Annotated in this window: 13 protein-coding genes; all 13 read right to left on the bottom strand. The window is 54.7% G+C overall.

What is annotated here, in order from left to right; all coding sequences use genetic code 11:
* Positions 1-164: 164 nt before the first annotated feature.
* The 13 genes from ccmI to AC3CB2_RS02795 all read right to left on the bottom strand — a co-directional run bounded on the left by ccmI (position 165) and on the right by AC3CB2_RS02795 (position 13,724).
* Positions 165-1,325 carry a c-type cytochrome biogenesis protein CcmI gene (ccmI, locus tag AC3CB2_RS02855; protein WP_352931002.1) on the bottom strand — a complete coding sequence of 387 codons (1,161 nt, stop codon included), beginning with the start codon at positions 1,323-1,325 and terminating at the stop codon, positions 165-167.
* 138 nt (positions 1,326-1,463) lie between these two features.
* Positions 1,464-2,930, bottom strand: coding sequence for a hypothetical protein (locus AC3CB2_RS02850; protein WP_352931004.1), 1,467 nt, complete (start codon positions 2,928-2,930; stop codon positions 1,464-1,466).
* 294 nt (positions 2,931-3,224) lie between these two features.
* Complete coding sequence (locus AC3CB2_RS02845; RefSeq protein WP_352931006.1) at positions 3,225-3,656, bottom strand: RT0821/Lpp0805 family surface protein; 432 nt, start codon at positions 3,654-3,656, stop codon at positions 3,225-3,227.
* Between the two features lie 225 nt (positions 3,657-3,881).
* Positions 3,882-5,303: an ATP-binding protein gene (locus AC3CB2_RS02840; protein WP_352931008.1), complete on the bottom strand. Its 1,422-nt coding sequence runs from the start codon at positions 5,301-5,303 to the stop codon at positions 3,882-3,884.
* Positions 5,296-5,961: a response regulator transcription factor gene (locus AC3CB2_RS02835; protein ID WP_037036840.1), complete on the bottom strand. Its 666-nt coding sequence runs from the start codon at positions 5,959-5,961 to the stop codon at positions 5,296-5,298. Before AC3CB2_RS02835 ends, AC3CB2_RS02840 begins: the two co-directional genes overlap by 8 nt.
* Before the next feature lie 97 nt (positions 5,962-6,058).
* Positions 6,059-6,352 (bottom strand): PepSY domain-containing protein, encoded by a 294-nt coding sequence (locus tag AC3CB2_RS02830; RefSeq protein WP_208608714.1) that lies wholly within the window; start codon positions 6,350-6,352, stop codon positions 6,059-6,061.
* Positions 6,353-6,489: 137 nt separating this feature from the next.
* A complete protein-coding gene (locus AC3CB2_RS02825) occupies positions 6,490-10,374 on the bottom strand; it encodes a baseplate multidomain protein megatron (RefSeq protein WP_352931010.1) in 3,885 nt (1,294 codons plus the stop codon).
* Between the two features lie 18 nt (positions 10,375-10,392).
* Positions 10,393-10,833 (bottom strand): NlpC/P60 family protein, encoded by a 441-nt coding sequence (locus tag AC3CB2_RS02820; protein ID WP_352931012.1) that lies wholly within the window; start codon positions 10,831-10,833, stop codon positions 10,393-10,395.
* A gap of 2 nt (positions 10,834-10,835) precedes the next feature.
* On the bottom strand, positions 10,836-11,723 hold the full coding sequence (locus AC3CB2_RS02815; protein WP_352931014.1) for a DUF2163 domain-containing protein: 888 nt from the start codon (positions 11,721-11,723) through the stop codon (positions 10,836-10,838).
* A gap of 21 nt (positions 11,724-11,744) precedes the next feature.
* Entirely contained in the window at positions 11,745-12,389 is a 645-nt protein-coding gene (locus AC3CB2_RS02810; protein ID WP_352931016.1) for a phage distal tail protein, Rcc01695 family, read from the bottom strand.
* A gap of 210 nt (positions 12,390-12,599) precedes the next feature.
* Complete coding sequence (locus tag AC3CB2_RS02805) at positions 12,600-13,136, bottom strand: phage tail tape measure protein (protein ID WP_352931017.1); 537 nt, start codon at positions 13,134-13,136, stop codon at positions 12,600-12,602.
* A complete protein-coding gene (locus AC3CB2_RS02800; RefSeq protein WP_352931019.1) occupies positions 13,129-13,359 on the bottom strand; it encodes a phage tail assembly chaperone in 231 nt (76 codons plus the stop codon). Before AC3CB2_RS02800 ends, AC3CB2_RS02805 begins: the two co-directional genes overlap by 8 nt.
* Positions 13,356-13,724: a gene transfer agent family protein gene (locus tag AC3CB2_RS02795; protein WP_352931021.1), complete on the bottom strand. Its 369-nt coding sequence runs from the start codon at positions 13,722-13,724 to the stop codon at positions 13,356-13,358. Before AC3CB2_RS02795 ends, AC3CB2_RS02800 begins: the two co-directional genes overlap by 4 nt.
* Positions 13,725-13,729: the final 5 nt, after the last annotated feature.

The following is a 13,729-nucleotide window of genomic DNA, read 5'->3' as shown; positions in this document are numbered from 1 at the left end:
CCGAAAACCGGTTCCCACTTTTCGGGAATACGCTGTAGTGCCTTTCGGCAGTTCATGTTTTGCAGCTCGTCAGAGCGTCTTTCGATGCGCTGACTATTTGTTTCAGCATATCATTTTCCAAAAACCGGTAGCCAATTTTCGGCGATATGCTGTAGCTGCCTGCCTTACTCGGCAGGGCTCAAGTTCAGGCTCGCGGCCAACTGGTCGATCTGTTCCAGAGCTTTCGCATCATCCTTGAGGTTCTCTTTGGCACGAGCTACCGCTTTTGTAGCTTCAGCCTGTTCACCCAAAATAATGCGGGCCTGTATCAGCCGTCCCCATTCGGAGACAGAACCGCCCTCTTCGTTCAGGCGTTCGTCCAGCTGTATAACCATCTGGCTGATCATCTCATTGCGATCTTCTGCACTCATCTGCGCAGCCGCTTCAACTTCTTCAGCAGAAGGTCCTGCTGGCTGCTCAAGTGCCGGGATCGTTTCTGCTTCACCAGATACCACGGCGCCTCTTGCGATCAGTTCGTCACGCTGTGCCTTTGCAGCATCCACCCAAGGAGCATTTGAATCCGCTGTCTTCAGCAGTGCATTCCAGGCGGCCAGCGCTTCGTTTATCTGACCCTTCTGGCCCATAGCCATTGCCAGATAGTAGTAGGGTTGCAACATTTCAGGCTTGGCGAGATTGATCCGGCGCAAAACCTTTTCAACTTCTTCTGAAACCTGGCCTTCATTTGCAAAGATGCTTGCTTCAGCCCAACCTACCATCAGGTCGAGGTTCTCAGGGAACTGGCTCAGCGCCTGCGCAAAGGCGCGGCGTGCTTTATCAAACTGACCGGTGCGCATGTAAACAGGTGCGATAACTGCCCAGCCCTGTCCGTCTGTTGGGTTTTCTTTGAGGTGATCTTCTGTTCTTGCGATCAGAACTTCAAGGTCTGCCTCGCCGGTTGTCGCGGCCAAACGCTCAGCCCGTGGCTGGTCTGGGATTTCCGGAGAACCGTATTGTAAATACATTCCTAGCGCAGCCAGCGGCAGCAGAACAACGGCTGTCAGCTGCACGGTGCGCAGGCGCATTTTGGAGGGAGCCTCCTGGTCGTCACCCTCGTTTTGCTTGTGTGCGGCCAACAGGCGCCGCGACACTTCAATTTTGGCGGCTTCGGCCATGTCCGGCGCGATGACACCGCGCTCGAGATCTTTTTGTATTTCTTCGAGCTGGGCGCGAAACACAGCTTCATCATTGCGCTCATCAGGATGAACCTTAGGAGAGCGAGCCAATGGAACGAGTACGGTCAATGCGACCGCCGCCGTCAAAATTGCGAGAACTAACCAGAATGTCATAGTGGCTTAAATAGACAGGTTCTAAATGTGAAAGGCAACAGTTCCCCCCCTGCGACGGGCAGTCGCACAAGCCATATACCCACAAAATACCTATGAAGTTGCACTTATTTTCCAAAAGACGCAGGCGCTACTAAGGGGTTAGGCCGCATCTTTCATATATGTCCGCTGCCTGCGAATGAGGTTCGCAGTGTCTTCCGGCTCCAATGAGATCTCGCTCATCGATATCAAACGGCTCAATTTTCTCGAAATTTCGCCATAATTCGGAGGGTTTTCGGTCTCGTTTTGCTCTTCTTTAGGAGCTGCCAATAGCTTCTCGGAGTTGCGATCAATGAAGCGTTCGACATGATCTCTGGTTGAGCTCTGTAACTCGTTCAACCCAAGCACACCTGCATATTGTGAGGCTAATTTGGCGAGTTTTAATCCCCTCAAACATTTGTGATAGGAGCGCTGAATCTGCTCAAAACGGAAACCACCTTGCAAATCGGCTAGATCAGGCTTGGTTTCGGACGCAATTGCTTCTTCCAAAAGAGCCGGCAAGTTACGGATTTCATCACGCAGCAATCGGCATAAACGATTCTTTAGCTGAACCGCGCGCTGTTGCCACTGGTCGCAAGCATCGAAGCCTTTCAATTCTTCCAGCTCTTCAAAGTGCAGCAGACAGGCATTGGCGGCCTCAGGCAGGCCAACGATGGCCTCTTCTTCCAATCGCCAACCCTCAACAACTGACACGCTCTGCTCCAGCGATGAGAGCGCAAACTCGACAAAGGCTGCGTAGGGCGTGCCCGTGACGTCTCGCAGTGTTGGTACTGCGGCCAGTGCCTGCGCAAGCTTCATAAGCTCAACAGGGGCTTCATCAAGACGAAGAAACGCCAATGCGGCAAGGTAGTTCACCTCGCTGCGGTTCTCTTCGATATGGGTGCGCATGTTCTTCAGGTCGCTTCCCGAAGACATGGTCAGGATATCTTCAGCAAATGGCGGCGTGCGGACCATCACCTTTTCCCAGGCAGGCGCACGTTCAAGGATCACCAGCGCATCACGGAAGAAGTCAAAGTTGACGTGGCCACCGACCTTCCGGCGCAGCTTGGTTTTTATCTGGATGTCCTGATCCGCTGCTTCCAGCTCTTTCTTAGCTGCTGCTACCAGCCTTAAGCGCAAACCTTCTGCGCAAGTGGAGATTGCCTTTTGGATGGTCTCGTGCGTGGCTGGAAGATCCTGATGCTGACACAGTTCTTCCAGAGCGGAGACGGCTTCACTGAACTCACTGGAGAGCAGTTCCTGCCTCATGTAAGCCCAGAGCGTATCCATCACAGAGGCATCAATGCGGCCCGGCTGAGGCGTGGTAAGCGGTGTTACGATCAGGAAAGGCTGCAATGGGCTCAGGATTGCGCGCTTGAGCGGCGTATCAAGAGACAGCTTTTGCTCAGGGATATAAGAGGCTTCACCCAGCAAGCGGCGAATGGTGAGCAGCATGAGATCGGAGTTGGGAACAGATTTACCGCACTGAAGCGAGTCTTCGACAGACCGTTCCAACATCCGCAGAGCAGGCTGAGACAAGGCGCTCAACACCTTCTCCATTTGCAATGCTTTATGGTTGACCTCGTGCATCCAAATCTCTCTGGTACTCAGCTTTACTCTGACCGGCAAACACACGCCCGGCTCTCAATCCTTCAAAGCTCACTAGATCCGCTTAACGAGCTCTGGTTTCTTGTTTAAGCGCCCTTTTTTCCCAAACGAACATGCTGTTCGGAAACGCGCTCTAACAGACAACAACCGCTAAAATTGTATTAGTTGATCAAAACTATCGGCGGAATTGCTTAATCAAATCTTGATAAGCGCGACTTTCCGCATGCGAAAGATGCGTTTCCTTCAGCTAAAAAGCATGTGGTTTGGGAAGTTGTATTAGTTCAGCGCAGCCCAGCGTTCGCCATCTTTACACGCAGCGCCTTTGATTACCTGCGTTTTTTCATCGTAAGCGATGGTGTGCTGGAAATCGCGACAGCGACGATCATTGACGTAATAAACGGGCCCAGACTTCACGGTGCCCTGCGCACCAGAGAATCGGTTGCGCCAGACAACCTTGTTGCCTGCATCAGATGCGTTGAGGGCTTTGCTTTGTGCTTTGTAAACGGTGTCCAGATCACCACTTCTGAGCAGCTGTTTCAGCTGACCTTCCGTGGCACTGTCAATTGCAGCATGGGCCGCAGCGTTCTGCTCACTGTCAGAAGACCAGAAGCCGAAGATAGATGAGGAGGAATCATCGGTACTCGCGCTGGTGACATGGTCAGATGTAGCGCAGCCAGCTAAACCGCCAACGACTACAGGCAAGACCATCAGTTTTTTCCAGTTTCGCACCAACATGCATCCTCATTGTCGCTTCTGCGACTTATCAGTTTTGCAGAAAGGAACTTTTGTCCTTTCCAAGGTCTCTCAGCGGAGGCCTCAAACCAAAGCAGCGCCATTAGCTTGAAAACACTTCCGTGGAGCAACCCCTTAAAACACAGTTACACTTACTATCAGTACTGTTTGAAACAGATGCAACCCCTGCCCCAAATCAGTTCAGATTGTCAGAGACGGTAAGATCACAGTTGCTTTCAAACCGCCCAACTCACTATCGCCCAGTTCAAATGAACCACCGTAAATCCCTGCAATGTCAACAATTATGGACAAACCCAATCCTGTTCCCGGTACGGTCTCATCCAATCTTTGACCTCTGCGAAGCGCACGTTTTTTCTCGTCCGCACCCAGTCCCGGCCCGTCGTCTTCTACGATCAGACTGATAAGTGACGCAGAGGAATTGTTGTTTTTCAGCGTCACTGACACTTTTTTATCACACCACTTGCAGGCGTTATCCAACAAATTCCCAAGGATTTCTTCCAGATCTTGCTGCTCACCACGGAACAACAGAGTCTCATCCATATCGACCGTGATTTCTGGCTGTTTGTCACGATGGATTTTCTCCATCGCCCGTGCCATGCGTGTCACCACAGGAGCGGCTTCACAGGACACACCAATCACACGGCGCTGTGCCGCCATACGTGCCTTTTCCAGATAGTGCTGAACTTGGCCCCTCATTATATCTGCCTGCTCGGAAACCTTCAGAGCGAGTGGTTCATCTGAGCTTCGGGCTTCGTTGGTAATGACAGACAGAGGCGTTTTCAGGGCATGAGCAAGATTTCCAACCTGAGTTCTGGAATGTTCCACGACTTCCCGGTTGGAATGGATCAAAGCGTTGAGTTCAACGGCAAGCGGCTTCAGCTCTTTTGGTAGGTCTTCCTGAACTTCCTCTTCTTTTCCCTGACGTACACGACCCAGACTTTCCTGAAGTTCTGTTAAAGGACGCAGACCGAAACGGACCTGAAGGAAGATAGCTGCAACAAGACCAAGGCCCAGAACGCCAAGGGTGATGGCAGCCTGCCAAGCAAAGGACGCTGTGCTCTCACCCAGCTCTTTCGTGCTGCCTGCCACAGCGATTGTGACGGGTTGAAGCCCACCAAACTGGATGCGTTTTTGCAGCACGCGGAGCTCACGGCCAGCAGGACCAGTGATGTTACGTGTCAACGCCAGCTCACCGTTCATGGGCTTTAAGCTGAGCGTGTCACCAAAGAGCGAGTCGCTTTCGTAAAGGACTTTGCCATTGCGCTGGACCGTCCAGTACCAACCGGAAAGTGGCATAGAGAAGCGTGGGTCACCGATGCGGCGCAGAGCGGAGTACTTCTGTGCTTCGTCGGCAGCAAGCGCACTGACAATTGCTGTCATATGTACTTCAAGGCGTTCATCCAGCGCCTTTTCACCAGCTTCACGGAACAGAGCAACGAGGATGGCACCGGCAACAACCAGACTGACCAGCGCCCACAAGCCAGCAACAAAAATCAGACGCCATGCCAATGACGCCTGCTGCTTCTTGCGGATGTAACCGATCACATTCCAACTTAAGGAAGCTTGCGGCTGGTTGCTGTCTGGGCTGGGCTTATCAGGCATCTTCTTCCTGTAACCTGTAGCCCAAACCGCGCACGGTCTCGATCAATGAGCTGCCGAACTTCTTGCGCAGGCGGCCTACAAACACTTCGATGGTGTTGGAGTCGCGATCGAAGTCCTGATCATAGAGGTGCTCGACCAATTCAGTTCTGGAGATCACTCTGCCTTTGTGGTGCATGAGGTAGGACAGCAGACGGAACTCGTGAGAAGTGAGCTTCACGGACATGCCGTTTTTCGTCACCTTGCCTGCTTTGGTGTCCAGAACAATGTCACCGATTGAGATCTCGTTGGAAGCCAGACCGGCAGCACGGCGGACCAGTGCCCGCACCCGCGCCAGCACTTCTTCCATATGGAACGGCTTGGCGACGTAATCATCTGCACCTGCGTCAATGCCAGCGACCTTATCACTCCAGCGATCGCGGGCTGTGAGGATGAGGACCGGCATGGAGTGACCGTCCCGGCGCCAGCGTTCCAGTACGCTGAGACCATCCATCTGAGGCAGACCAAGATCCAGAATGACAGCATCATAAGGTTCGGTATCGCCGAGGAAATGACCTTCCTCGCCGTCATATGCTTTGTCGACAACGTAGCCAGCATCTTCCAGTGCTTCACACAGCTGTCTGTTCAAATCGCGATCATCTTCAACGATCAACATTCGCATAAGAGGTACCCCGCACCAGCATTCAGGCTTATATCGCCGTTTAAATTCGTTCAAATTCGGGCAGAAAAATCTCTATCCAGAGTTCTTCGCGGCACAGTTACAACCGGCGCCCTGTTCGTGCATCCAATGTCACTTGCGAGACATTGCCGTTGTTGAGCACGGAGAGCACATAGACCAACCCACCGCCTCGCTCACAGAGCTTGGCTGAAAGGATCTGCCCGTTGACCCGCAAGGAGCCGAGCGGGCGCGCCTGACCGCTGGCGACGGCTTGCCGGGTCTGGCTGGAGGACAAACACGCTGCCTGCGCAGGTGCAGACCAGGTGAAGACCGCTGTCGCCAAAGCCAGTGCCATCAATGAGCGAGATAAGAGGTTGTGGAGTTGGTGTCTCATAAGGCGTCTTCTAACCGGCACTGGCTGAACCTCACATGAACGAGGTGTTATTTATTTCAAAACAAAGACCTAGCAGATTCTCTGGGGTCTGTGATGTTTCTTGGCTTGCTTTGCAAATAATCCGGTAAAAGCACTTGTTAAAGTGTTACGCTTGCCAAACAATCTGCAGTTGTCCCCAATCCGAATTTAGTCGACTTTTGAGCAACTTCGCAGGTCAAAGCATGCGTTCCAGCCCCCAGCATCTGCAACAGATCTGCTTTCGGAATAACGAGCTGTTCCGTCGAGGTTTCGTAGGTTTGCAAAAGAACAGAGTCTGTTTCACCTGCGGGTGTGTGAGAGATCTTGAGGGAAAACGACAGTTTATCTTCCTGCACCGGAATATCTGGTGCGGCCCAGCTGTCCCCTTCCCATCTTGTTCTGCGAATCCAGTTGAGGGCGAGGTCGCCGTTCTCCTGAGCGGTTGCTTTGAGGTGGACTGGTGCGAAGGGCTTCAGTGCGGTTTGACTGCCTTCGTGGCTCAGGTTCACCGCCCATTTGAAGCCCAATGGCTTCCCGGCTGGGACTATACGATATGAGAGCGCCACGCCTGCCTTATCACTGGTCCATGGCAGCTTGGGCAGGGATTGATTGAGTAGGATGAACTCGGCATTGGTGGGAGCTGTGATCCCAACAAAGTGCTCGGTTCCTAGCTGGCCTCTGAGCAGCTTACTGAGTTTGTAGGTCATGGGTGCGATCAGCTCTGCATTACAGAACTGTATCACCTCCCATTGATCACCTTTGCGAACCGCACAAGCATTTGCACCAGCTAGTACATCCAGCAGTTTGCGGCTTTGCATCTGCCCGCCATAGAGTTTCACGCTGATTTCTGAGGCGGTATCCCAACGCCAGCACGGGCCGCTTTCAAGTGGTGCCTGCAACGTGCCCATAACGGCTGGTTCTGAGACTTGCGTCAGGGGCGTGAACTCTTCTCCTGAACTGGAGGCATAGACTTGATAAGCACTCGGCCAGTTGCCGTTGTAAATAGCAACGACAGGGCTGCCATCATCAGGGCCTTCGCTGTGGAACCGGGGCAGGTCCAGAATGCTGACAATCGGAGGGCCTGAGGTGGTGTCGTTAAAGGAGGGCTGTGCGGTGTTGTCCGAGCTGGAAGAGATGGTGACTTTCGGTTCTCCGAGGAGCCGGGTGGCTTGCACATCCATATGAGCACCTAAGGAGACTTCCGTGATGCGGCATTGGATTGTCGTGTTGTCTTCCTTCAATAGCTCACCAGGCAGTTCAATAATATCGCCCGGTTTCAGGTCTATGTTGTTCAAGGCGAGTTTGAACTGGAGGGTTTCGCGATCCAGCCAGAGTGACTGGTGCATTTTTTCGACGAGTTTTCGGGCCATCGGCAAAGATGTGGTGATGGGGAGCTGAAGGATTGAGGTGCGGCGGTCCATGCCTTCCAGTCGGCGGGATGCCACCACAAGGGCTTCGAAATCGTTGTTGGGATCCATCCCCCGCAAGCGCAGCTCTGCGGGCAAGTCGCTGCCATCGTTGCGGTTTATGGAGATGTAGCCCTCCTCACCTTCGTCAGCCTCCAAAAGATCACCAAGGCCCAGTTTGCCGTTTTGTACTGTTGCCGCGTATTTTGGGAGAACTGCCAGATGGGTGCCACGATCAACGGCGATGCCGCCGATCAGCTGCAGGATGGGGGTGAGCGCGGATCGCAATGAAGTGGGACCGGCGACGGTCAGACCCTCGATGGTTTCTCCCAGCTCTGCAATTTCAGTGAGGTCTTGTGTATGGCCGAAGTCGTCGCGCATGGCGCGGATGAGGCCGGAGGCAGACATTGCTCCCAGTCGCCCTGTGAGCCAGTGGCCGAGTTGCCAGTTTTGTCCATCTGCCCAGATATCGGCATAGGTTGGGAACTCGGGATATGGGCGAGCGTCCCACGTCCAGAGGAAGGTGTTGTCGGCCTCCACCATGTTCCCCGCATAATGGCTTGAAGTTGGGTTGTCGCCCTGAGGCCAGTCGGGGTGATCCGTGCCCCAATAGCTGAGGCTTGCTTCCAGAGCGCGGCGCTGGACAAGGTCGTCCTGCTGTCCGTTGGAGAAATGCGGCAAAGCACTTTCTGTGGACTTGGGATCAACGAAGACGTTGGGCTGATTGGCGCCTTTGTCGACGGCAGGAAAGCCGAGCTCTGTGAACCAGATCGGTTTGGACTGCGGTGTCCATGGGGTTGGCGTGGTTTGCTCGATGTTCCCAACACGTTCGAAGTGCTGGTTTTGCCACCAGTTTTTCAGGTCCTTCTGCCGGAACACCCACGGTTTGTTGTGGGCACCGTCCGTGATGGAACTACGGGTTTTGGAAGCACGGTCTTCATCGCTTGCGTAGTACCAATCGTAGTACTCGCCTGAAGCCACTCTTGCTCTCAGCTCATTCAGGTCGTAGCTGGACTGAGTACTATCTTCCTCTCGTAAGTCCGTGAGTGGCAGGTAGTTGTCGATGCCGACGAGATCAACATCTGCATGTCCCCACAAAGGATCGAGAGGGAAACGCAGGTCGCCGGATTGAGGGCTGTAGCCAGCGTACTCGCTCCAGTCTGCGGCATAGGAGAGTTTGGTTTCAGTACCTATGACCTGCCGGACTTCAGTTGTCAGTGTTTGCAGGTGATCCACGAAGGGGAATGAGCCGCCCCCTGCCCAACATTGGGTGAGGCTGCGCAGTTCCGAGCCGATCAGGAAGGCTTCCACACCGCCTGCGGATTTCACCAGATTGGCATAGTGAAGGATGAAGCGACAAAAGCGCCAGTCGTTGCTGGTGCCGACGAAGGCATCTATCTGCGGAGTGACAGCGCTCGTGCCCTGTGGCGTTCCAGACTGGTCTGCTGCGATATCTGAGGTGATACGTCCGCGCCATGGATAGCTGGATTGCCTGGCGGCACCGTAAGGGTCAGGCAGCTGGTTGTCTTCGGGGATGTCCATCATGATGAACGGGTAGAACATGACTTTAAGACCCCGGCGCTTCAGTTCCTTGATAGCTTCTGTGACAGAGGCATCAGAAGGCGTTCCGCCGTACGCTGGCCTGTCGTTGATGCGGGAGACCTCTGGCACCTCGGAGCGGCTCAGGCCAGCAACGCTCCAGTTTTCGGGCAGGTGCTGTGTGGTCTGGTAGGTCACTTTGGGCTGAATGGTGCAGTGAGAGGCGCGCAGGTCATCGCCGAACCAAGAAACAACCAGCGCCACGCTTTTTAGATTGGGACACAGGGCCTGCAGCTCATCCAGTGAGCGGACCAGATCGGTTTCCTCACCCTTGCCGTGTCGGTTCACACTGCGGGTATTGCCGGGGGAGATGTCTTCAATGATCTCCTGCGGATGATAGGCGAACTCGCCAGCGCCGGGGATGAGCGTGACGGCTTTGATCTGCTGCTCCAGTGGTTCGATGGAACGGAGCACCTCGAAGGAAAGTTGCGGGATGCGGTTGCCAAACTCTGCCAGCGGCAAGCGCTCAAACACAACATAGGCGGTTCCTTTATAAGCTGGTGCTGTGCCCTGCTTGGCCTCAATGAGCGGATCGGGCTGTTGGTCTTCAGCTCCCAGATAAACGCGCATGTTGATTGAAGAGGTGTCCAGCTGCTTGCCATTGGCCCACACGCGGCGAACAGTGGTGATGGGGCCTTCGCACAGGGCAACGGCGAAGTTGGCAAAGTAGCTGTGGCTGGTCACGGTGGTGGAAGAGCCTGTTGACTTGCCGCCCTGCTTTTCTTCTGAGACCACTTCTTCCAGACGCGTTGCCCAGATGATGTTTCCGGTTACACGGACGCGGCCATAGACAAAGGGCAGCGAGGCGCCTTCGGCGGCGGTTTGCAGTTGCAGATCGCCCAGTTTGCCGACGGAGACCTCCCGGTCTTGCCCGAAGATCTGCTGGTCGATCCATGCACCGCCCAGCGCGCCCAGTGCTTGTCCGGCTATGGCTCCGATGGGGCCTCCGATTGCACTGCCAACGGCTGCGCCAACATTTGAGAGCACCATTGTTGCCATGGCTTTGTCCTTTCCGGATCAATCAGTTGAGAAAAATGAAAAACGCCCTGCAATCTTATTGCGCCACATGGGCACCAGAGGGCTTTCCACCACGCCAACCGCTTCATAGGCGTGGAGGAAGTGGTCTTTGTCGCTCATGAGGCCGAGGTGTTTGCATGGGCTTTGTGGCGCCCAGCGGAACACGATGACCTCTGCGGGTTTTGGCTGATGCAGCGGGCCTTTCACCTTATGGAGGTATCGGTGCGCAGCTTTCAGCAGCAAGTCTTCACCCTTTAGCTCAGCCCATTCAGGGGCATAGTCAGCCGGAACAGATGGCTCGGAGCCTTGCAGGAGGCGGTAGAGGCCGCGAATGAAGCCGAGGCAATCACAACCGGCCCCTTTCCGGGAGGCCTGATGTTGGTAGGGGGTGCCGATCCAGCTACGGGCCTCTCGCAGGAGTGCTTGCGGGTTTTGCAGCATGTTCACCCCACCAGTTTTTCGCCGTTGTTGGCGGCGGATTGGGGTTCTGGGCCTTTGAGGATGAAGTCATTGCCGGGCATGTGTGGGAAACCGCGGAAGTTGTTGGCATTTTGGAACTTTGCCTGACACGTGCCCCAGCCTTTGTCACAACCAGCAGAAATGTTTGCCGTCACCGGATAGGTCTGTTCAAGCACCAGCGGTGCCCAAAGTGTCAGCTTGTGTTTGCTCTGCTCAATGGTGTGGCTGGCTATGCGTAAAGGATGATTGGCATATGCGCCGGTTTGGAACACGAGTTTGCCGAAAGACCACCAGCTTGTGGCGATGTCGGCATTGCCTTCGATGATCAGCCGATTGGCGGTGTCTTTGCCGATGATACTCACTTGTCTCGTATAGGTGGCAGCGTTCAGATCAATCCCGCATTTGGGATCTCCCAGATCTGCGTGACACTGGTGAGAGAGTTGTCGGCCTTTGGGTTCAGAGAGTTTGGCGGCCAGTGAGCGGAACTCGGCGCGGAAGACATTGGCGTCTCGTGTAACTTCGCCCAGCGTGCCTCGCCTCAGAAGCTCGTGTTGCTCCGGGTTCTGCCAATTGGCCAGATAGACCTCGACCTCTGCATTGTCCCAGAGGCCTGCGCGTAGGTCTTTTTCACTCAGGCTCTCTGAGGAAAGAAAGCCCAGCGCTTCTTCCTGTCCGGCCTGAAAATCTGACTGGGCCATGGCCTGCGACCCATCCAGCCCAAATCCTGGCTCATATGTTTTACCAAGTAGCATGATGGGTTGATCATGCGTGGTGAAGCCAAGACTGAGGCCGGAAGGTGCTGTTAGTCGCCAGCAATAGGCCACAGTGGTGCGTTCACCGTTCAGATGTTCTTTCAAAGCAGCGTTGAACATGAGGATACTCGCGAGGTTCGGTTAGCTGAGGAGTTCGACAAGCGGGATGGACGGCACCTGTCCGGCCTCAAAATGCAAGAGGTTGATTTCCAGCTGATCATTTTCGAAGCGGGCGGGTGTGTCGAACAGGAAACCAGCGGTGACCACCTGATGGTTGGTGGGAATGTGGCCCGCCTGAAACTGAAGAATGCCTGTCAGCGGATTGAGCAGGACGTCACTGCCGACAGTTTTCAGTTGGCCATCGACGGCGACTGAGAGGGTTCCGGCCACAGGCTTCGTGATCTTGCGCTGCCATTCCACACCAGCTGCACCGACCTGTTTGATCAACTGGAAGGATGTAGTGGTACCATCGCCGGTGCCGAGGGTGACGTCGGTTGCGGAGGGTGTTCCATCAAATGCACAGGATTTGTGGTCCATGGGGTCACGGAATCTGAATCCACACAAACGGCCGCCTACTTTTTCGAAGAAGGAGAGGACGCGGTGCAGGTCTGCTGCGCTTCGCAAGCCGGTGCCTACATCAAAATGCCGTCGCGTTCCCTTCCAGATGGCGTTCCGCGTTTCGGAACCATTGAGTAACCGTGTGACCTGACTGCGTTTTTCTACTCTGACAGAAGCCCCTAGGGAAATTCCAAGTGGGAATGATTCATCAACAAAACTTGGTAGCATTTCCCCCTCCTGTTTGACTTGGCTCAAGGCTGCCCCCCAACGAAGCATCTAATAGGTTTGACATGGGAAAGTTGTTTGCGTGATTTGCGCAGGCCCGTTGCTCATGCTCCTCCCTCTTTGCAAAGCAACGGTTTTTTCCAAAAAGTTTGCTACCACCGTCCGGTAGCAAAACAACGTCGGTCCTTGAGTCCCTCCTCTTCAATGCCGACGTCATAGCCCGCGTCGCCCCCGTCCGGTGGCGCGGGCCATTATCATCGCAATCTGTCCCTGAGATCTTTCAAAGCTGCGCACATCCTGTGTTGCCACGTTTATGGTGACGCTGGGCTGGTTGCTGCCTGCATTCATGGCAACGCCAAGACGGCCATCACTGCCGCGCTGCAAAGGCAGGATTGCTTCTGCACCGGCCTCCCCCATCAGCCCCAGACCTGTACCGTTTGCTGCAAACATTGTGGGGCTGGATACCACGCCGCCTTTTGCGAAAGGTGTGACGCTACCAATTGCGGAGGAGATGCCCGCAGACAGCAAGCCTTCCAGCGGTTTAAGGGCGTTGTTGAGAGCAGAGCTGGAAAGGTTCAGCGCGACTTGCGAGAGGATGGATTGCAAGTCCTTGCCGGAGGTGACAGCGCTTTGAAGGCCTTTGCTGAGTTCGGAGGAAAACTCTTTGGCCAGTGAGTTGACCTCCTGCATGGTCACCTCCAGCTCACGGGCATCTTCCACGTTCAGCGGTTCGTTGAAACTATCAGTCATGGTGGTGCGGTTCCTGTTGGTCAGGGAACTGGCGGAGCAGATCATCCAGAGCACTGCGAGAGAGACTGTGCGGATCCTGATGACCCGGCGGGTTCAGAGCCATCTCAAGCTCTTTTGGGGTCGCCTGCCAGAATGTGTGTGGTGACCAGCCCAGCTCACGGCAGGCTTTGTGCAGCAGCTCATGCCAGGGCAGCAGTACGTCGGTGATACGGTTCTGTTTCACGACTGACCGTGCTTTGATGGAGCAGACGTTTGCTGCGGAGAAAACGTGGCGACGAGCAGCTCACCTGCCAGTTTGGCAAGAGCCGCTACGCCGCCTTCATGGGAGAGTTCGGCGACTTCCTCATTCTCTATGATGAGCCCACCACCACGTAGACCTGCTCCCAGCACTTTGATGATATCGGCAGCGCTCAAGTGTCCTTCTGAAAAACGCTCGGTCAGCTGTTGCAGGGAGGTGCAGTTGAGTGTGTCTTCCAGTTCTGCCAGTGCGCCAAGGGTGAGCACGAGAATGTGCTTTTGGCCGCTAAACTCTGCAAGGATTTCGCCGCGGCTGCGATTAACGCCCCGGTTATAGATTTTCGATGACATTATGT

This window comes from Pseudovibrio sp. SCP20 (assembly GCF_057774105.1).
Note: the sequence above shows the minus strand (reverse complement) of the source record. Positions and strands in the feature narration are given on the sequence as shown.